Raw genomic sequence first — 19,669 nt, forward strand, 5'->3', positions numbered from 1 at the left:
TGCAATAATTTGACACTCAAAAAAGCCCCTTAACAGGGGCTTTCATTCAGTGCTTAAGCACAGCGGTAAAGGTCACTATACCGCGATTAATCGCTCACCTTTACAAAACAGCTCCCACTCACCTGGGCTCAATATATGCCACTGCTCATTATCGGTTAGCGGTCGAGTAGCGATAACGGTGACAATGTCATTAGGAGTAGTTTCTTTGTTGAAATCAATAACTACATCTGTATCGATCAGCTTAGCTTTACCAAACGGAGCTCGGCGAGTGATATAACACAAGTTATTACTGCAATAACTCATCAGATGATCGCCATCACTCAAAATCATGTTAAAGACACCCAGTGCACGGATCTCATCAGCCAACTGCGCCACAAAGGAAAATACCGGTTTAAGATCTGCAGGTTCCCGATCGCCAAACTGCTGTACCACTCGTTCCAAAATCCAACAAAATGCCAACTCACTATCCGTGTCACCCACTGGTTGATACCGAGATACGGCAAATTTTTGTTGATAATCACTAAGCTGACCATTATGGGCGTAGGTCCAGTAACGCCCCCAAAGTTCGCGTGTAAAAGGATGGGTATTTTCAAGCGAGACACAGCCTCTATTAGCTTGACGGATATGACTCACCACCACTTCACTTTTAATAGGGTAAGACTTGATCAATTTGGCCACATGAGACTGACTGCTCGGGCAGGCATCCTTAAACGTACGACTCCCTTTACCTTCATAAAAGGTGATCCCCCAGCCATCCACATGCGGTCCAGTTACCCCACCACGCTCTGCTAAGCCTGTAAAACTAAACACGATATCTGTTGGCACGTTAGCACTCATGGCCAGCAACTCACACATATAAACAGTACCCTTATCCATCACTCATCAAAGTAAATTCATTCTAACTAGTTGAAGCGCATTGTGGAATCCTGCTTTATATAAATTTTTTAAACAATTGTTTGAAAATAGCTTGTATAAAAATCGACATGGGGTTAGATTTTATGCGACACAGGTCTGACCACAAACTATAATTGTGATAATGGTCATATAAAAATACTGACTCTGTCGGTTATCAGTCGCAATTGAAGGAGAATAACAGTGACTACCTTACTTTGGATTTTTGTGATGCTCTTTACGTTAGGCGCGCTAGCCTATCTCAGAGTATCCCTACTCACCTCAAGCATTATCGCCGCGATAGTGATCGCAGCAGGCACCTTATCTGGTTCCATTTCTCCTCTCGCTTGGATTGTTTTCCTAGCTATTGCACTACCACTCAATATTAGCTCATTTAGAAAAAACTTTATTACTCGGCCGCTGCTTAAGTTGTATAAAGGGATCATGCCAGAGATGTCTTCTACCGAAAAAGAAGCTATCGAAGCAGGCACCACGTGGTGGGAAGCGGATCTGTTTGCCGGCAAGCCAAACTGGAAAAAATTACATAACTACCCTGCTGCTCGTTTAACCGCTGAAGAGCAAGCCTTCCTAGATGGCCCGGTTGAAGAAGTGTGTAAAATGCTTAATGAGCATCAAGTATCGCATCAACTTGCCGATCTACCTGCTGAAATTTGGCAATATCTAAAAGACCATGGCTTCTTTGCCATGATTATTAAGAAAAAATATGGCGGCCTTGAGTACTCGGCTTACGCACAATCTCGCGTGTTACAAAAATTAGCAGGCCTAAGTAGCGAACTGGCTTCAACGGTCGGTGTACCGAACTCACTAGGCCCAGGTGAGTTACTGCAACACTATGGTACTCAAGAACAACAAGACCACTACCTACCCCGCCTTGCAAAAGGTTTAGAGGTCCCTTGTTTTGCCTTAACTAGCCCTGAAGCTGGTAGTGATGCTGGCGCGATTCCTGACTTTGGTATTGTCTGCAAAGGGCAATGGCAAGGGGAAGAAGTGCTGGGAATGAAACTAACCTGGAACAAGCGCTACATAACCCTTGCGCCTGTGGCAACCGTACTCGGTCTAGCATTCAAACTGCAAGATCCTGACAAACTCCTGGGCGATAAAGAGGAGCTTGGGATCACCTGTGCTCTCATTCCGACTGACGTCCCTGGTGTCGAAACAGGTCGTCGCCACTTCCCGCTTAACTGTATGTTCCAAAACGGCCCAACCCGTGGAAACGAGGTATTTGTGCCATTAAGCTTTATCATTGGTGGACCTGAGATGGCTGGCCAAGGCTGGCGCATGTTGGTTGAGTGTCTGTCTGTTGGCCGCGGTATCACCTTGCCTTCTAACTCGGCTGGTGGCGTTAAAACCGCTGCGGTTGCTACTGGCGCCTACGCCCGTATTCGTCGCCAATTTAAGTTGCCTATTGGTAAGCTTGAAGGCATCGAAGAGCCAATGGCTCGTATTGGCGGCAACGCTTATCTAATGGACGCCGTCACCACATTAACTACCACAGGTATCGACCTTGGCGAAAAGCCATCGGTTATCTCAGCTATCGTCAAATACCACCTCACTGACAGAATGCAACGCTGTGTCATCGACGCCATGGATATTCACGGCGGTAAAGGCGTATGTTTAGGCGAAGGCAACTATTTAGGACGTGGCTATCAAGCGGCACCTATTGCTATTACCGTCGAAGGCGCAAACATTCTCACTCGTTCAATGATCATCTATGGACAAGGCGCAATCCGCTGTCATCCCTATGTGCTAGCCGAAATGGAATCAGCATTTGATCCCGATGCAAGCAAGGCACTGAATGATTTTGATTCGGCGCTATTTGGCCATATTGGTTTTACCACCAGTAACCTAGTGCGTAGTTTCTGGCTTGGTTTAACCTCAAGTCGATTCTCTACCAGCCCATACAGCGACAAGACTAAGCGTTACTACCAGCACATGAATCGCTTCAGTGCCAACCTTGCTCTGTTGTCAGACTTAGCGATGGCAACATTAGGTGGTGGCCTTAAGCGCAAAGAGCGTATCTCTGCACGTCTTGGCGATCTGCTCAGTCAGCTCTATCTTGCCTCAGCAACCTTGAAGCGTTATCAAGATGAAGGTCGTCAGACTGAAGATCTTCCGCTTTTGCAATGGGCAGTTGAAGATGCCTTGTACAAATTACAAGACTCGTTAGACGATCTACTCGATAACTTCCCTATGGGTCTAGGTAAGCTATTACGCGTTATCATCTTCCCATTCGGCCGTCCAATCAAACGTCCTAGTGATGTGCTTGACCACAAGGTCGCAAAAATTATGCAGACCCCGTGTGCTAGCCGTGACCGCCTTGGCAAAGGCCAATTCTGGACACCATCGCAATTCAATGCTGTGGGCATTCAGGAGCAAACCTTTAAAGATATCTTGGCTTGTGAGCCACTGCACGACAAGATCTGTAAAGCAGCAGGTAAACGCTTACCCTTTATGTGGTTAGATAAGTTAGCCGCAGAAGGCAAAGCTCTAGGTATTCTGAGTGAAGATGAAATTGCTCTGCTAGAACGCGCTGAAATCGGCCGTATGAAGTCGATTAATGTCGATGACTTCGATCCAGTCGAGCTACGTGCTCAAATGCTCTCCCCAGAGACTCAGCATCAAGCGGCGTAAACCGTAAAACAAAAAGGAGACCTAACGGTCTCCTTTTTTGTGCCTATTGGCCAGCATCTGTTTGCTACAAGCGCATGCTATACATGCATGATACTTTCAAAGCTTATGATTTTAATCAAAGCGTTAAGGGGGCAGCTTAGTCCTTTGAACAACAGCCCAGAACTGCAATAATTCATCGAAACCTTTAAGCAAGATGGCAAGCGGCCTGCCTTGTTGTTCACAACGAAATCCTTTCCAACCACAAAAGATAGCTTAAGAGATTAGCCATTTAATACTGGCTGCTCAACATCTGGTTCCTTCTGCGCTTTAAGCTCATCGCTGGCTTGTGCCTCTGCTAGCGCTTCAACCGATAGCAAACTGATCAGTTCAATGCCATTAGGAAGCGATTCAAGTGTTCCAGTGACTAAATTAACTCGCCCATCTTGCAAGTAGATAAGTGGCAAGGCGCCTTCACCATAACGCTGTTTAAAATGTTCAAAGTTAAAGCTTTCCGTCAAATTGGTACTCTTTATTACGCCCCCTTTTGCCATTGTGCTGGCAAGACGAGCATAGGAGACATTTTCACCAAATAAACACAGCCGCTTAAGATAAGACTCTGACAACTGGTGGCGTGCGCTGTTTGCCTCACTGTTATTAAGGCCAAAGACCTTAGTTTTGCCTAAAAAGTCTTGGTAGTGAAACGTTACCAACGGATTAAGCTGACGATAAGGTGATAGCACTAACAAACGCCCGACTCCTGTCATATCGATAGCATTATCGGCATGCTCTGAAGCAGGGTTACCAAAATAGACAGGAATATTATCCATACGTGACAATCTGATGTTGTCCCAGTTGTTATCAGCGAGAATAACCGGGATGTTTTTACTCAATAAGACTTTCGCCAGTTCGCGGGAAAACTTTGAGGCCCCAAAGATCAACAATCCTTGCGCTGACCCCGCTTTAACGCCTAAAAATCGCGCCCATGCGCCAGCCGTCAAACTTTGACTAACCACAGTGCCGATAATAATGAGAAACACCAAAGGAACAATTTGCTCTGCACCGGGTATCCCAAGTTTTTCCAGTTTAATGGCAAATAGTGAAGAAACTGCCGCCGCAACAATCCCTCGCGGCGCAACCCAGCTTAAAAACCATTTGTCCGCCCGTGTTAACGACGTACCGACACCACAGCACCACACGCTTATCGGACGTGCAATAAGCATCACAACCAAAAGTAATGCAACCCCCTGCCAACCCAATTGCAACAGCGCTTGAGAGTCTAATCTCGCCGCTAATAGAATGAATAACCCGGAAATAAACAGCACTGTAAGGGTTTCTTTAAATTCAATAATATCGTCAATATCGACACCGCGCATATTCGCCAACCAAATCCCCATGACAGTTACGGTCAACAGACCGGACTCCTCTTGAATGAGATTTGAGCCGACAAAAACCCCTAGCATAATGGTCAACACGGCAGTATTTTTTAAGTAATGTGGCACCAAGCCTCTGCGGATGATCTGTCCAATTCCATAGCCGGCCAGCGCACCTACGCCCAACCCAATCCCTAACATATACGCTAATGAATGAAGAATATGACTAGTTGGCTCGGCCGCGACAGCAATGTACTCGAACACTAACACTGCCAATAAAGCGCCAATGGGATCTATGACTATCCCTTCCCAGCGCAATATACTGGAGAGTTGAGACTTAGGCTTAATACTTCTCAGCATTGGGACAATCACCGTAGGGCCAGTCACGACTACTAAGGCGCCAAATAACATCGCCATCTCCCAGCCAAAGCCCATAATAAAATGGGTCGAAACCCCAATAATCGCCCAAGTGATTAACGTGCCGATTGACACGAGGTGAGTAACCATACGTCCATGGTCTTTAATCTCGGAGAAATTAAGAGTCAATGCGCCTTCAAACAGAATGACGGCGACACCAAGAGAGATAATTGGGAAAAGCAGATCACCGAATATCGCATCGGGATTAAGCACCCCAAATACCGGCCCTACCAATAAACCACACAGCAACAGCGGTAAGATTGCCGGCGTACGAAGCTTCCAGCCCAACCATTGGCACAATATAGACAACACACCGACTAAACCAAGCATCGCAGTGATCTGCTCAACCATATATATTTATCCTTAAATATCAATAAACAGTTTTAATGACAGCATGCTTGCGCGTTCGCATATTGTCGATATATTTCCTATGTGTGCATTGGCTCTTCATTAAAGAAGCGCATACTTTGCCAATCTACTCCCTAGCATAGCAACTTTATTCCTTATGGCACCCAATTGCAGTGCAATGGGTCAAAATACTGATAGGTCTAAATGATCGCTGACCCTAAATATAACGAGTGAGAAACGATTAGTTTACGCTAGGAAACGAGATAAGAAATGGCGAAGAACTGCATGTAGAAAGTAAATCTCAGCCACAAAAAAACCCTTGCCAGATGACAAGGGTTAATCTGTTTGGCGGAGCGGACGGGACTCGAACCCGCGACCCCCGGCGTGACAGGCCGGTATTCTAACCAACTGAACTACCGCTCCTAAACTTTAATTATCACTATAATAGCAATAATCTAAATTAGGTACTTGAGTGGCGGAGCGGACGGGACTCGAACCCGCGACCCCCGGCGTGACAGGCCGGTATTCTAACCAACTGAACTACCGCTCCACATCAAGTTGCGAAGGATAATACTGAGCAGGTAAACCCTCGTCAATAACTTTTTTGCCTAAACAAACTAATTAGTTAAAAAATAACCAAGCTGTCTATTTAGAAACCAAAATGACGAGACTTTATCCTACTCGTTTTTATCCTTACCAGTCTCTGGGATATCTTCTGGCATAGTCAAATCTATCTCATCCAGTGTGGGTCCCATCTCTTTGGCTCGCTCCTCTTCCAATCTTGCAGCCGTCACCGCAAGTGCCTGCTTGAGATTTTGCCGTTTACGCCAAATTAGCAATGCAATGGTTCCCAACACCAAGAGCAGAGCATTGACGGTAATGATCCAAAACATGGCATCTTCTTTGGCTTTTGCCTCGGCAATAGCCGCCTTTTTAGCGGCAATAGCTGCTAACTCCTCCGCCGTCGGGGGAGGATCGGGTGGACGTACTAAATTGAAAAATTGCTCAGGCAAGGTTAACAAGATTTCTCGTCCAGCTAACGCCGTTGACGCTGCAACACCTTTTATTCGATAACTGCCAAAATCACTCACCTGAGGCAGCATTAATTGCGTTCTTGTGCTGGTCAAATCCCGCAAAGGAATGGTCAACTGCAAGCCTGCAGGGCCGACCAACTCAAACTCAAAATAAGTGTCCCCGAGATTAAGTTGCGTGTCGTCTACAAAGATTTCTATCTGCCAACGACCTGTTAATGGGTCGTCTGGCTCAATGATATCCACTGAGATAGGCATAGGCAGTAGCTCAAACTCACTACGAACTTCACGACTAAACACATTGTTGGCAGCACTCACATCGAAACGATAGTGACCCCAAGGGTGATTAAGATTTATATTTCCCGTAAATACGCCATCATCTGGTGACTCATCAAGCGCTTCACCATTATCTTTGTAACTGCCAACAATCAGCGTACCCGCAGCAAAGTTTTCATCACCTGGCAGATGTTCACTCACAAATTTGGCAGTCCAATTGACCAAGTAGTCCAGACCGGGCATCCGCATACGCTGATCATCCCCCATCAAGCTGGCCACCACCTTAATACGCTCACCTTGATAGAGTGGCTGTGGCATTGGCTCCACCTCAATATGGAGCTCTGACACCTTCTGGATGGTAGAGCCTTGTGCAACGCGCCCCAATAACTGCCACGGACCAGGTATAGGCTTATCAATAATGATGATGTCACCGCTGAGTCCATCGACCCATTTCACCGAATCAGGGTGACGAGATGAATGCCACTTACTCCCATCGGGGAGCACGATAACCACCGGGGCACTGCCATACTCTCGCTGGACGAAAAGCGTTAACTGTTCCACCATATGGTCAATACGAAAACGATTCTTTAACTCGCTAGCCTGAGTATAAGGCACGACATTGGCACTTAACTGCCCTACACTCATGATTGTCATTACGACCGCTAGGGTTACCTGCGTGAGCCATTTATTCATTGGGTGACATTTATCCTCGCCAGATACATTGTCCTGATTTCTCAACTAAATCTAACCTTTCACTATGCATAGTTAGTTCATCGGCCGATGCCGCGATCACTTTAAGATTTGCACGATTTGCATCGAGACGCATAATACCACCACCTTCCTGACCCACCTTCTCATTGGACAATTCAAATTTAGTTTGACCACCAGTCATGATCAAATAAACATCGGCCAAGATCTCGGCATCAAGCAGTGCGCCGTGAAGTTCACGCCGAGAGTTGTCTATACCATATCGTTTACATAAGGCATCGAGGTTATTTTTTTGTCCTGGGTGCAAAAATTTGGCTACAGCCAGTGAATCGAGGACCTGACAGATATCTGTGGTTTTTGGCCCCTTAGGCTGTAATAAGGAAAATTCATGATCCATGAAGCTAACATCGAAGTTAGCATTATGTGCGACGATTTCTGCGCCATCGATAAAATCAATAAACGATTGTGCTACTTGTGCAAATACCGGTTTGTCAGCGACAAACTCGTTGGTGATACCGTGAACGGTTATCGCTTCTTCATCAATCAACTGCATAGGATTGATATATTCGTGATAGTGTCGCCCCGTTAGTTTTCGATTAATCACCTCGACACAGCCGATTTCGATAATACGATGCCCAAAAAAGATAGCACCGGCACCTTGATTCATACCTGTGGTTTCGGTATCGAGAATGACCTGACGTTTTGCACTGGAGATAATATTCATAACCGTTACGCTTTTGATTAGTAATTTTGGGTATACTGCCCACATTTATCGCTATGGTAGCAACTTGATGGCTGGACTGAAACAACTCTTAATATTTACTGATGGCTCATGTTTAGGTAACCCAGGTCCTGGTGGGTACGGTGTCGTAATGAAATACCGCTCACACCTAAAAGAGATGGCCGATGGCTATGCCATGACCACTAACAATCGCATGGAACTTTTAGCACCGATTGTCGCCTTAGAAGCACTCAAAGAGCCATGCAATATTATTCTAACCAGCGACAGCCAGTATATGCGCCAAGGTATCACTCAATGGATCCACGGTTGGAAAAAACGTGGCTGGTTAACCTCGGCAAAACAACCAGTGAAAAACATAGATCTTTGGCAGCGTCTCGATGCCGCGACACAAGGACACAAGATTGATTGGCGTTGGGTTAAAGGGCATGCGGGTCACATCGAAAATGAACGTTGCGATACCTTAGCGCGAGAAGCCGCAGAAGCTAAACCAAAACAAATAGATAGTGGCTACATTGCTGCTCAGTGATCAATATTAAGAAAGCGCTGACAAAAATGATCGAACGCCTCACATAGCGCTGTCGGGTTCCGGCTCTTATGACGAATGCGATAAAATTGCCGCTCTAAGGTCAAACCGGTTACATCAATAACTGCCAGTTCTTTGCGGCTAAGCTCTTTCTCTAAGGTTAATTCAGACAAAACTGCCAGCCCAGCCCCCTGCTTAACAGCCTGCTTAATGGCATCTGGGGTAGAAAAACTGAATTTTTCTTGTGGCTGCATATCTAAAGCATTCGCGGCATTAAGAAAATAATCACGGGTGCCAGATCCTGCTTCGCGCATCACCCAACTCATTCCGGTTAACGCTTTTGGTTCAACCCGTTGCCCTGCTAAAGGGTGCGCGGGGTGACAAAATACCAGTAACTTATCCTTATGCCAGGCTTCGACCTTAATCCGGCTGTCCAAACACTGGCCTTCGATAAAGCCAACCTCAGCACTAAACTCCAACACGGCATTGATCACGGCTTGAGTATTATTGATGTTTAAATCGACCAGCGAAGAGGTATATTGTTGACAAAAAGCAACCGCGCTTTTGGCTAACAGATAGTTGCCAATTGTTGAACTAGCCGCCACATTTAATGTGCCACTAAGCTCAGCCTCAGGAGAGGAGAACAGATGCTCAATCTGCTCAACTTTGTGTATCGCCTCCGTCGCTAACGGCAGTAGCAGGCTGCCCTGGGCATTTAGGCGTAATCGGTTACCCACACGTTCAAACATACGTGCCTCGAGTTGTTTTTCCAGTTCAGCTAATGCCATGGAAGTCGCTGGTGCAGACAAATTCATCATCTCGGCGGCTCTAGCAACCTGACCGCTTCTGGCGACCGCTTCAAAAATAGCCAGTTGTTTAAGGGTAATTCTCATCGATAATACGGATCTTTTATTGATTATTATTGTGGAGGTGTTCTGCTCTGCCCGCACTAGGGGCCGTCGACCATTTTGGCTGACGGACGCGTTTTCGCTCGCGTATCGGGGTTAGTGGTGTTGCCAGTTTTCTGGCCACTAGTAAATAAAGCGACCCACTTCCCGGCAACCATGCCTGTAATGCATGCTGCCAAATACTATCTGATTGAATCTCAGTTAAAAAGTGATGATACCCTAATCGCTCATCAGCCACGATTTGATAACCCAGTAACCCCAGCCAGTCTTTTACTCGCGATGGGCGAAAAAAACGTCCACTCCAAGGTAATTTCTGCTGAAATTGAGGTAACAACTTGCCGACAAACGCTGGGCTCAAAGGGTTAAAACCAATAATAAACAGATAACCACCAGCTATCAGCACTCTGTCAGTTTCACGCAGGACTTTGTAAGGGTCGTGTTCAAAATCTAAAATAAGGCTACACACCACGGCATCAATCACCCCATTTTGTATGGGTAACTCACTAAAGTCGCCAATAAGGTTCTGGTCGCTGCATGGACCCAACGAAAACTGTCTGCCAATAGGCAAATTACCCTTTTCAAGTGTGGCACTTAATGGACCGACACTGAGCATATGATAGCCAAAGACCTTAGGCCACCATGGGTCCAACTTATCTTCGACCGCCTCTTGGATCCACTCACCATTAGGCAAGTCTTTCCATTCCATCGGCTTGGTTGGCATAATAAGGGACACAGATATCTCCAATGCACTAGCGAGTTATTGTTGACATGCGATCATCATAGAGCATTTGCGCCCTAAAGCGCTATACACGCAACCGTATTACTCAGTAAACTAGGCACTAAATAAACAACTTTTTATGCAGGTGACTATGTATCGTATTGCGCCCATCAACGCCTTCAATGATAACTATATTTGGCTAATCACTCATGAGCAGAACGACCACGTCTTTGTTGTCGACCCAGGTGACGCCAACGCGGTGATTACCTACCTTAACCAGCATAAAATGAGTTTGACAGGCATATTCATTACCCATCATCATGCCGATCATACTGGTGGTATCGCTCAGCTACAGCAACATTACGGCAATAGTCTGACAGTATACGGCCCCGACAATGAAAACATAACCGGCTTAACCCATCCTATCTCTCCAAGCACTCAGTCCATTAGCGTGCCGTTTGAACCAACACCAATAAAAGTTATCCACCTCCCTGGCCACACCTTAGGCCATATCGCCTATTTTTTCGCAGGCCATCTTTTTTGCGGTGATACCCTATTTAGTGGTGGCTGTGGTCGACTCTTTGAAGGTACGCCAGAGCAGATGCTTGCCTCCCTCAATCTATTAGCCTCTCTTGATACAAACACCTTAGTCTACCCAGCCCATGAGTACACTCTAGCTAACTTGGCCTTCGCTCAGGCCGTTGACTCCGATAATCATGCTCTGAGCCAATACACTAAAGCGGCGCAACAGCTTAGGGCACAGGATAAACCAACGCTCCCGACTTCTATTGGACTAGAACGTAGCATCAACCCATTTTTACGTGCAGATAACAAAGCGATACAAGCTAGCGTCGCTCGTCATTCACAACAAGCCATTGATAGCACGCAGCGCTGTTTCACGCTTCTGAGGCAATGGAAGGACAAGTTCTAATAAATCATTTACAATAGCGCGCTAATTAAGTCCCCTTCCCCTGTTTTGATGGGTTTTGATAGAGGGACATCTTGTGAGGATTTTTCGATGCGCTTACCTTTTGTCTTTATAGCAGGGGGATTGACCCTGCTTGCTGGTTGTCAAAATTTGACTGAGCAGCCAACCCAGGCTCCTGTCACAATTAAGCCGCCTGAGACGATTGTCGCTATCGACAAGGAAGTTGTTGCGCCAACCCCCATTGAGATAACCGATGTATGGCAACGCATTCGCCTCGGTTTAGCAATGCCTATCCCCGATCAGAAATTGGTGAATCAATATCGCGATTGGTACATTAAACATCCACAGCATCTGCAACGCGTATCCGAGCGCGCAACCCCCTTTATGTTTCTCATTGTTGATGAGATTGAACGCAGAGGGCTGCCCATTGAGCTTGCACTGTTACCTATCGTTGAAAGTGCTTTTGACCCATTTGCCTACTCTCATGGTGCGGCTTCTGGCTTGTGGCAATTTACCGCCCCCATGGCGAAACATTTTGGTCTAGAGATGAACTGGTGGTATGACGGCCGTCGCGACGTACCTGCTGCCACGACCGCAGCGCTAGATATGCTTGAATACCTCTATGGTAAAACCTATCAAAACTGGCTTTATGCCATAGCGGCCTATAATACCGGCGAAGGTCGAGTGCGCAATGCCGTAAGACGTAATAAAAATAATGGCGAGCACACCGATTTTTGGTCACTCGACCTACCTCGGGAAACCGAGCGTTATGTGCCACAGTTGCTGGCACTGGCCGATGTGATCAAAAATGCTGACGCGTATGGCATATCACTGCACCCCATCAGTAATGAACCACAGCTAACCGTTATTGATATTGGCAGTCAAATTGACTTAGCGCTTGCCGCTCAAATGGCACAAATGAGTCTAACTGAGCTACATTCGCTTAATCCTGGTTTTAATCAATGGGCAACTGCGCCAAATGGCCCCCATCACTTAGTGGTGCCAGTAGACAAAGCGGAGCAGTTTACAATCGCCTTAGCTAATAGTGACAGTAAAGACAGGCTAAAATGGCAGCGCTATAAAATCCGTTCCGGTGATAGCTTAGGTCTTATTGCCCAGCGTTATAACACCACACCCTCGGCCCTTAGAGCCGTAAACGATATTAAAAACAACAGGATTATCGCTGGTAAATACCTGCTAATTCCTGTTGCGGCCAAAGACCCTTCACAGTATTTACTGTCTGCTAATCAACGCCTCGAAAAGCGTCAATCAAGTAGTGGCCGAGGACAAAAAAGTTACTACACGGTTGTTAGCGGTGATTCCTTGTGGAAAATTGCCAAGCAGCACAAAGTTAAAGTATCGAGTCTCGCCAGATGGAATGGTATGGCGCCAAAAGATACGCTTAACCTTGGGCAGAAATTAGTGATCTGGCAATCAGCGCCAAGCGGCAACAAAATCACCCGAACCGTCAATTATACCGTTCGTTCTGGTGACTCTTTGGCTCGGATTGCTAGTAAGTTCAAGGTCACTGTTGCGCAGCTAGTACAATGGAATGCTTTATCAAATCAAAAGTACTTACAACCGGGGCAAAAGCTAACCCTATATGTCGATGTGACCAGAACGCGAGTATAAGCTCAAGTAAAAAAGCGTCGCGCATAACGTTTCGCAGCAATAAAAAAGCGATGTCCATGACATCGCTTTTTTTTCACGCTTAACAAATTAAGGCAGCGGCAATATCACATCAGCAAGGGCAACTTGGCTTGATTCGGTTGCAGCGCCCGCATACTTAGCCACGAGTAGGCACCCCTTAGGGAAACGGGTCAATTGCTCAGCTGTTATCGTAAAAGCCACAGTAAACTCGTCACCCGCGCCAACGACAATATCGCGTATGACTTGAGTGAACATCATGCCATCTGACCAAGCCCATAAGCGCCCACCCGACGAATCTACCACCCAAAGATCGGCAGTTTTCCCCGAACGATACTGAATCGGTACACCGTAAGGTTTTGGGTTGGTCACGGTTAACAGTACTTTTAAGCCTTTATCGACATCAACAGTGCTAAGCTGACCTTCAAGCACTCCCTCAACCGTGGCAGGATCGATCACTGTCGGCATTAATGGTTCGGCACCTTTACCTAAAACCATGCGATGATCATCGTCACCATGGCGACTTGACTTGACCACGTTAGGCACATTTTTAGCATCAGAGGCGGCAGAAAGTGTCGTTGAACTACAACCTGACACCGCAGCAAGCACTGCACAGTGGATCAATAATCTTGACCTATTTCGCATTAGAAGCCACCAAGCTTTTTAAACAAGCCATCTTTTAACTTTTCAGTCGCCTTTTCTGTTTCTTGCTTCAATTTGGCATCGAAAAGTGCTTCAGTATCTAGGCCAAATTTGGGCTCAGTGGCAGTTCCAGTAATTGAAAATGGGATCTCAATACCTTGTAATGCATTACGCTCGCCACCGCCTTGCCCCTCTAATGAGCCAACCACAGAGGTGGTTAACTTGTAATCAATCGCCTCAGAAATAGCATTCACCGTTCCTTTGCCTGCTAGACGAATTAACGGCGAGGCCATGGCTAAGTCGGGATTTGTTACGACCCCTTTTGCCATCGAGAAGCTCCCCGTAAGGCTGGTAAAGTCGGTTTTTTTCTCTCCAGCACCACTAGCACTGAGATCACCGCTTAATTTAGCCTGTGCATCGCGGATCATTTGCGGAATATTGACACCATACAGCGCTCCATCTGCCACTTCAAATTGTCCTTTTGCCACTAAATTACGCTTTATATTATCGGGAATTAAGCTCTTACCTGAACCCGATACAGAGAAATTAGTGGTACCAGCAAGCATGTCAACGCCAGCTGCATCAGTCAACAGCGGTCGAACCTGAATGCCGGAAATTGATTTGTCAAAACGATAACTCGCAACGGACTGACGTCCATCTAGCTGTGCCTTGGCTTGCAACTTGCCTTGATAAAGGTCGGCAGAAAGTTGGCTTAAGTCTAGCACCCCATCTTTTAGCCCCAGTTTCATCATCCAGTTAGTGGTTTTTAGCTTGGCCACGGTCACCGATTTTATCCGCATGTCAAACTTAAGATTAACCGCTTTCATTCCAGACAGATCAGGCTCTTTGGCAGAACCTGAAGCCGTTTGTGTGGTCTGTTCCTGTTCCGTTTCACTTTTAGGCATCAACTTATCTAAATCAATATCGCCCAACTCAAGCGATGCCACAATAGCCGGCACCTTGGCACCATAATCAACATCAAACTTACCACTAGCTTGTATCTCATTGGCAGAAAACTCAGACAGCAAACCACTCACCTGCTTTTGGTTGAGATCCAAGGTTAAGCTAGTCTTAAGTGCCACTGTCATCGCTTTATTGGGTATCGCTTCACCTTTAATACCGTTGCTGATAGCAAAATTCTCAATTTTAATTTGTGCCAAGTTTTCTGCCACGGTCAATTGCCCAGCGCCTTCGCTGCTCACAGAGATATCAGGTAATGTGGCGGTAAAACGATAAGAAAAATCAGCAAGCTGTCCCAACGAAAACTCACCAAGAGCAAATTTTTCAAGCACAAACAACTGCGTGGTTGAAGAGGCTTCATCGAACAGGTGGATCTGGGTATTGGTAATCGTAACGCCACCAATATTTAACCGCCTAATTTGTGTAGCACTGCCCGCTTGATCAGGTGCTTGTGATTCAGGCTTCGCGCCCTCTTTGCCATTTAACCCATCTAAACTAGTACGGCCATCTTTATAGGTGTCTAAATATACGGTTAAGCCATCTAAGTTTAGTTGTGAAATTTCAACCTCCTTACTTAGCAGCGGCATTAGCGCAACTTCGGCAACCATATTATTCACCTTAACCATATCGCTATTTTTAAAGCCAGTAGGGTTAGATAAGCTAATATCCCCCAGCGCAATACCTATACTAGGAAAGAAGGTCCAACTTAAATCTTGGTTAATACGCAACTCACGACCCGTTTGCTCTTTAACCGCATCCACAATTTGCGGCTTAAAATCATTCGGATCAAAAACAAGGGTTAAATATCCAACCAATAGGATAAATAACGACACAAAAGCAATAAGTATCCATTTTACTATTTTCATAACAGATTCCATCTGGAGTTATACCAACAACTTAAAGAAGATGTGACAATGACAATGCTTCATCGGTGACCGCAATACCATTGTCATCGGCATACAGCATCATACCTGGTTTAATTATAACGCGATCTATCTCGACAGTAACATTAACATCCCCGATATCGCGCTTATCTGTTTTAATCGGATTAGCACCAAGTGCTTGTATACCGATAGGCATTGTTTTTAGTGCTGCCACATCTCTAACGTAACCATTGATCACTATCCCACTCCAACCATTATCGACAGCACTTTGCGCGATCATATCCCCAAGCAATGCTCGCCGATTTGAAGCGCCGCCATCGACCACTAACACTTTACCCTCACCAGGTTGTGCTAAGACCTGCTTAACTTTTGAGTTATCCTCATGGCACTTAACCGTGACAATTTCGCCCCAAAATATGTTTTTATGCCCATATTGCTGGTAATGAGGGGCAAGTAAATGAAGTTGCTCTTCATAGTTATCGAATAGATCAGGAAGTAGGTCTAACATAGATGCCTCCATGGCAAAATTAATGGGTTCGCTCTCTAATTTACTATAATTAATAGTCAAAAAAATTAAAAATTGATGAATAAAAAATCAATTGCTTTTACTCACCTTGATCTCACTCTATAATCGACACTTAAGTAAAACCTAATGCCATTTCATACTGGTGTTCCGATTAATCCGTCAACCCATAGCGATTTAGAATGAACCAGACAGATGAATTAAATCACGCAATTGCCGCACTCGATAAATATGGTTATGACAAAAAAAATACCAGCGGACTAGAGCAAGCTCGCACCCATAATCAGATGGAAACCTACTTAACGTCACTTGATTATAATTTGAGAAGATTGCTCATATTACAAGAGGTGGTCAATAAACTTGTCGATGATGAGAAACATAAGCAGCGTCAACAAGAACTGTTGCAAACCTATAGAACTAAGATCATCCATCTCTCACGGGAGTATGAGATCACCTTTGACCAAGTGGTCGCTATCATGCAACAGCAAGCCGAAAAACGTTAATGGCCCAACTCCGCTACGAAACAGGCCATTTACATTACACTTTAAAGCTTGAGACTAAGGTCTCTAATTCACTAGAACCGGCTTTAATCATCTCGCTGGCATCACCAATTTGAACACTCTTTTGTTGATTTTCGAGGGAGATATCGTTGATTCTGGTCACGTTCATATTAAGCTCGGCGATCACAGCGCTCTGCTCTTCTGTCGCCGCGGCAATTTGAATATTCATATCAGAGATCTGTTTTATCGATGACTTTATCATTCCCAATGAATCAACCACTTCGGCAGTTTCTGAAACCGTTTCTGCCGATTGGTCCTTAGCACGTATTACCGAGGTGTTAACGCTCTCTATCGCATCTCTAATTGCATCGATAATACTATTGATCTCTTGGGTTGACTCTTGAGTTCGACTAGCCAGGGTACGTACCTCATCCGCCACAACAGCAAAACCACGACCAGCTTCACCTGCTCGCGCAGCCTCAATAGCCGCATTAAGCGCCAGCAAATTAGTTTGCTCTGCAATGCCAACGATAACATCGAGTATTTGACCAATTTTGCTCGAACTGACCTGTAGTTCCTGGGTCACTCTCGAAGAGACTTCTAACTCTTGTGATAGCGAGGTGATTTTTGCGACAGCACTATCAACCACTTGGTTGGTTCTATCGGCTTGACCGTCTGCATCACTTGCGCTATCGGCCGCAAGTTGTGCATTTGACGCGACTTCAGATGCCGCCATAGACATCTCATTGATGGCTGTCGCCACACTCTCGGTTTCAGCCTGCATATTACTAGTGACAGTACTTGCTTCAGCAGAGATATCGGCCAGTCCAACAGCGAGATCGCGACTATGGCTTACCGATGCAGAAACTGAGGTAACTAAGGATTGAATTTTAGTCACAAACGCATTGAAACTGGCTGCGACTTGTTGCAGTTCATCATTACCAGACGCTTTCAGCCGTAGCGTTAAATCCCCATCGCCACTGGCTATATTCTCAAACGCTGCGATGGTTTGTTTCATTGGTGCAGAGATGCTTCGTGATATTAGCCAAAGTAGTAAAATAACTGGTAGCCACACAATAATAGCGATAACAAAATATTTTAGTGCAAACGCCGTCATCTGCTGATCAATATCATCGACATATATGCCCGTTCCCACTATCCAGCCCCACGGCTTAAACCGCTTAACAACGCTCATTTTCGGGCTGGGTGCCGTTGCATTAGGTTTGTTCCACATATAATTAATTAGCGCATAATCGGAACTTGCTGTGCCAGTCACCATCTCCTGAAACAACAACACACCATTTGGATCTTTCATTCCGAGTACATTTGTGCCAACCAACTTCTTAGCAAAAGCGTGCTGGACCATATTACCTTGCCTATCTAAGGTCCAAAAATATTCATTACCACTGTAACGCAGCGTATCCAGCGCTTTTATCGCTGCAGTCTTTGCCTCACCTTCACTCATCATCCCTTGCTGAGCACTATCGTAGTAACGAGCAATCACTTTCTCACCCACATCAGACAATGACGACAACTTTGCCTGTTTTTCCGCCAGTAATAGCCCCTCAATGTTTGTTAACGCAAACATAAACATGACGATGGTAGCGACAATGGCTAATGCTAGCATCACGATTAATCGACTAGATATTTTGATCTTTCTAAACAAGTTGTTTATTGATTCCATCTTCCCACCTCGCCATAAATGCTGAGGACGCCATTCCTTTAAATCTTGTTCATCAAGCTACTTTTGTCAAAGGTTGCTAACAGTGATCCGCTGCTTCAGATCGCCCACCAATCTTCGGCAATATCTATTTAGTGATAGTTTAAGCACAAAAAATTAAGCGAGATCACAGTAACGCTCTAAACTTAGAAAACAACATCCGCTTTATACTCAAAGGGTTTAATGAAAAAACTTGCGATTTACACCGCTATTCTGCTCCTAGCCATCGGAGGCATTGGATCTGGATATTATCTATCCCAATCGGCAGACATGGAACCAACAGATAAACTACGTATTGCCATGTCAACGACACCATTAAGTGCACCGATTATTATCGCGCGCCAATTAGAGATTTTTAAAAAACATAAAATAGATGTTGAACTGATGCCATTTCGAGGCGGGCACCTCTGTTTTGAAGCCATGATTACGGGCCAAGCTGACTTAGCGACGAGTTCGGAGTCTGTCGTCATGTTCAACAGCTTTGAGCGGCAGGACTTTCGCCTATTAGCTAGCTTTGTTGAATCTGATAATGATCTAAAGTTGATAACTTATGGCACAGATGAAAAACCAGCGATTACCGATCTTAATCATCGTAAAATAGGGATGGTCAAAGCCAGTGCCAGTGAGTTTTTTGTTGATGCTTTTTTAATTATCACTGGACAACATGATCTCAATATAGAAAAGGTCTATTTGCCACCACAAGACTTAGGGCCTGCGCTGATCGCTGGAGACGTTGATGCTATTTCTGTGTGGGAACCCTTTGGGTATCAACTCAACAGAGCTCATCCCGATAAAATTTATCAATTTCCAAGTAAAGGGACTTATAACCTCTCTTTCAACTTGGTTAGTACACAACAACATGCTCAAAGCCATTATCGACAGCATGTAAAGGTATTAAAAGCGATAGATGAAGCGCAGTTGTTCATAGCCAAATATCCTTTGCAGGCGAAACAAATAATCAGTGAATACTTGAAAGTGCCGTTAAATGAGTTGGAGTGGACCTGGAGTGACTATGTGTTTCGACTATCCTTAAACAACTCTCTATTATCCAACTTACAAACACAAGGACGTTGGGCAGTCGCCAGAGAGAAGACCATAGCACTATCTGTGCCTGATTTTAGGACTTTACTCAATGATAAAGCATTACGTCATGTCTTAGAGAGTGGCAAGGAAGATTAACTCACCATGATAAACACGCGCTTGAAAATTATTTTGTTAATCAGTTTGCTATTAACCAGCATCATCATTGCGACTTTTATTGGCTTGAAGCACCTACAAGACGTTAACTTTGATCGGTTGGAC

General features: G+C 45.3%; 16 protein-coding genes and 2 tRNA genes. 6 read left to right on the top strand and 12 right to left on the bottom strand.

The window, feature by feature from the left end; genetic code table 11:
* Positions 1–75 precede the first annotated feature (75 nt).
* A complete protein-coding gene (locus BEL05_RS00630) occupies positions 76–855 on the bottom strand; it encodes a class II glutamine amidotransferase (RefSeq protein WP_028764987.1) in 780 nt (259 codons plus the stop codon).
* A gap of 240 nt (positions 856–1,095) precedes the next feature.
* On the opposite strand from BEL05_RS00630, the gene fadE reads away from it, so the two are divergent.
* Positions 1,096–3,543: an acyl-CoA dehydrogenase FadE gene (gene fadE / locus BEL05_RS00635; RefSeq protein WP_069669959.1), complete on the top strand. Its 2,448-nt coding sequence runs from the start codon at positions 1,096–1,098 to the stop codon at positions 3,541–3,543.
* A gap of 260 nt (positions 3,544–3,803) precedes the next feature.
* Here fadE and BEL05_RS00640 read toward each other — a convergent pair whose 3' ends face one another.
* The 5 genes from BEL05_RS00640 to dnaQ all read right to left on the bottom strand — a co-directional run bounded on the left by BEL05_RS00640 (position 3,804) and on the right by dnaQ (position 8,396).
* The gene (locus BEL05_RS00640; RefSeq protein ID WP_069669960.1) at positions 3,804–5,660 is read right to left on the bottom strand and encodes a cation:proton antiporter; all 1,857 of its coding nucleotides are present in this window, start codon (positions 5,658–5,660) and stop codon (positions 3,804–3,806) included.
* 343 nt (positions 5,661–6,003) lie between these two features.
* Positions 6,004–6,080 (bottom strand) — tRNA-Asp (locus tag BEL05_RS00645).
* 50 nt (positions 6,081–6,130) lie between these two features.
* Positions 6,131–6,207 (bottom strand) — tRNA-Asp (locus tag BEL05_RS00650).
* Positions 6,208–6,334: 127 nt separating this feature from the next.
* Complete coding sequence (locus BEL05_RS00655; RefSeq protein ID WP_245686912.1) at positions 6,335–7,618, bottom strand: TIGR03503 family protein; 1,284 nt, start codon at positions 7,616–7,618, stop codon at positions 6,335–6,337.
* A 49-nt stretch (positions 7,619–7,667) separates the two neighbouring features.
* Positions 7,668–8,396, bottom strand: coding sequence for a DNA polymerase III subunit epsilon (gene dnaQ, locus BEL05_RS00660; RefSeq protein WP_069669962.1), 729 nt, complete (start codon positions 8,394–8,396; stop codon positions 7,668–7,670).
* A 67-nt stretch (positions 8,397–8,463) separates the two neighbouring features.
* Here dnaQ and rnhA point away from each other — a divergent pair, with 67 nt between their 5' ends.
* Positions 8,464–8,940, top strand: coding sequence for a ribonuclease HI (gene rnhA / locus BEL05_RS00665; RefSeq protein ID WP_069669963.1), 477 nt, complete (start codon positions 8,464–8,466; stop codon positions 8,938–8,940).
* Here rnhA and BEL05_RS00670 read toward each other — a convergent pair.
* Complete coding sequence (locus BEL05_RS00670) at positions 8,934–9,830, bottom strand: LysR substrate-binding domain-containing protein (RefSeq protein WP_069669964.1); 897 nt, start codon at positions 9,828–9,830, stop codon at positions 8,934–8,936. The genes rnhA and BEL05_RS00670 overlap by 7 nt on opposite strands.
* 16 nt (positions 9,831–9,846) lie before the next feature.
* Positions 9,847–10,566, bottom strand: coding sequence for a class I SAM-dependent methyltransferase (locus BEL05_RS00675; RefSeq protein ID WP_069669965.1), 720 nt, complete (start codon positions 10,564–10,566; stop codon positions 9,847–9,849).
* Between the two features lie 148 nt (positions 10,567–10,714).
* Here BEL05_RS00675 and gloB point away from each other — a divergent pair, with 148 nt between their 5' ends.
* Both gloB and BEL05_RS00685 read left to right on the top strand, forming a co-directional pair.
* Complete coding sequence (gloB, locus tag BEL05_RS00680) at positions 10,715–11,494, top strand: hydroxyacylglutathione hydrolase (protein ID WP_069669966.1); 780 nt, start codon at positions 10,715–10,717, stop codon at positions 11,492–11,494.
* A gap of 87 nt (positions 11,495–11,581) precedes the next feature.
* Positions 11,582–13,123, top strand: a complete 1,542-nt coding sequence (locus BEL05_RS00685; RefSeq protein WP_069669967.1) for a lytic transglycosylase — start codon at positions 11,582–11,584, stop codon at positions 13,121–13,123.
* A gap of 87 nt (positions 13,124–13,210) precedes the next feature.
* Here the strand turns inward: BEL05_RS00685 and BEL05_RS00690 are convergent, their stop codons facing one another.
* Genes BEL05_RS00690 through BEL05_RS00700 form a run of 3 tightly spaced genes read right to left on the bottom strand, consistent with a single transcriptional unit; the run spans position 13,211 to position 16,132 of the window.
* Positions 13,211–13,783, bottom strand: a complete 573-nt coding sequence (locus BEL05_RS00690) for a BsuPI-related putative proteinase inhibitor (protein WP_069669968.1) — start codon at positions 13,781–13,783, stop codon at positions 13,211–13,213.
* The gene (locus BEL05_RS00695; protein ID WP_069669969.1) at positions 13,783–15,606 is read right to left on the bottom strand and encodes an AsmA family protein; all 1,824 of its coding nucleotides are present in this window, start codon (positions 15,604–15,606) and stop codon (positions 13,783–13,785) included. Before BEL05_RS00695 ends, BEL05_RS00690 begins: the two co-directional genes overlap by 1 nt.
* A gap of 31 nt (positions 15,607–15,637) precedes the next feature.
* Positions 15,638–16,132 carry a putative 4-hydroxy-4-methyl-2-oxoglutarate aldolase gene (locus BEL05_RS00700; RefSeq protein WP_028764977.1) on the bottom strand — a complete coding sequence of 165 codons (495 nt, stop codon included), beginning with the start codon at positions 16,130–16,132 and terminating at the stop codon, positions 15,638–15,640.
* 197 nt (positions 16,133–16,329) lie between these two features.
* Between BEL05_RS00700 and BEL05_RS00705 the strand changes: the two genes are divergently transcribed.
* A complete protein-coding gene (locus BEL05_RS00705; protein WP_028764976.1) occupies positions 16,330–16,650 on the top strand; it encodes a hypothetical protein in 321 nt (106 codons plus the stop codon).
* Positions 16,651–16,684: 34 nt separating this feature from the next.
* On the opposite strand, the gene BEL05_RS00710 is transcribed toward BEL05_RS00705, so the two are convergent.
* A complete protein-coding gene (locus BEL05_RS00710; protein WP_069669970.1) occupies positions 16,685–18,331 on the bottom strand; it encodes a methyl-accepting chemotaxis protein in 1,647 nt (548 codons plus the stop codon).
* Positions 18,332–18,550: 219 nt separating this feature from the next.
* Here BEL05_RS00710 and BEL05_RS00715 point away from each other — a divergent pair, with 219 nt between their 5' ends.
* The gene (locus BEL05_RS00715) at positions 18,551–19,546 is read left to right on the top strand and encodes an ABC transporter substrate-binding protein (protein ID WP_069669971.1); all 996 of its coding nucleotides are present in this window, start codon (positions 18,551–18,553) and stop codon (positions 19,544–19,546) included.
* Positions 19,547–19,669: the final 123 nt, after the last annotated feature.

Origin of the sequence: Shewanella colwelliana (assembly GCF_001735525.1) — a bacterium.
Lineage (GTDB): Bacteria > Pseudomonadota > Gammaproteobacteria > Enterobacterales > Shewanellaceae > Shewanella > Shewanella colwelliana.

What these genes read in the sequence shown, in the direction of transcription:
- BEL05_RS00630 (WP_028764987.1), bottom strand. Translation starts at nt 855, where the DNA reads ATGTGTGAGTTGCTGGCCATGAGTGCTAACGTGCCAACAGATATCGTG.
- BEL05_RS00640 (WP_069669960.1), bottom strand. Translation starts at nt 5,660, where the DNA reads ATGGTTGAGCAGATCACTGCGATGCTTGGTTTAGTCGGTGTGTTGTCT.
- BEL05_RS00655 (WP_245686912.1), bottom strand. Translation starts at nt 7,618, where the DNA reads ATGACAATCATGAGTGTAGGGCAGTTAAGTGCCAATGTCGTGCCTTAT.
- dnaQ (WP_069669962.1), bottom strand. Translation starts at nt 8,396, where the DNA reads ATGAATATTATCTCCAGTGCAAAACGTCAGGTCATTCTCGATACCGAA.
- rnhA (WP_069669963.1), top strand. Translation starts at nt 8,464, where the DNA reads ATGGCTGGACTGAAACAACTCTTAATATTTACTGATGGCTCATGTTTA.
- BEL05_RS00670 (WP_069669964.1), bottom strand. Translation starts at nt 9,830, where the DNA reads ATGAGAATTACCCTTAAACAACTGGCTATTTTTGAAGCGGTCGCCAGA.
- BEL05_RS00675 (WP_069669965.1), bottom strand. Translation starts at nt 10,566, where the DNA reads ATGCCAACCAAGCCGATGGAATGGAAAGACTTGCCTAATGGTGAGTGG.
- gloB (WP_069669966.1), top strand. Translation starts at nt 10,715, where the DNA reads ATGTATCGTATTGCGCCCATCAACGCCTTCAATGATAACTATATTTGG.
- BEL05_RS00685 (WP_069669967.1), top strand. Translation starts at nt 11,582, where the DNA reads ATGCGCTTACCTTTTGTCTTTATAGCAGGGGGATTGACCCTGCTTGCT.
- BEL05_RS00690 (WP_069669968.1), bottom strand. Translation starts at nt 13,783, where the DNA reads ATGCGAAATAGGTCAAGATTATTGATCCACTGTGCAGTGCTTGCTGCG.
- BEL05_RS00695 (WP_069669969.1), bottom strand. Translation starts at nt 15,606, where the DNA reads ATGAAAATAGTAAAATGGATACTTATTGCTTTTGTGTCGTTATTTATC.
- BEL05_RS00700 (WP_028764977.1), bottom strand. Translation starts at nt 16,132, where the DNA reads ATGTTAGACCTACTTCCTGATCTATTCGATAACTATGAAGAGCAACTT.
- BEL05_RS00705 (WP_028764976.1), top strand. Translation starts at nt 16,330, where the DNA reads ATGAACCAGACAGATGAATTAAATCACGCAATTGCCGCACTCGATAAA.
- BEL05_RS00710 (WP_069669970.1), bottom strand. Translation starts at nt 18,331, where the DNA reads ATGGAATCAATAAACAACTTGTTTAGAAAGATCAAAATATCTAGTCGA.
- BEL05_RS00715 (WP_069669971.1), top strand. Translation starts at nt 18,551, where the DNA reads ATGAAAAAACTTGCGATTTACACCGCTATTCTGCTCCTAGCCATCGGA.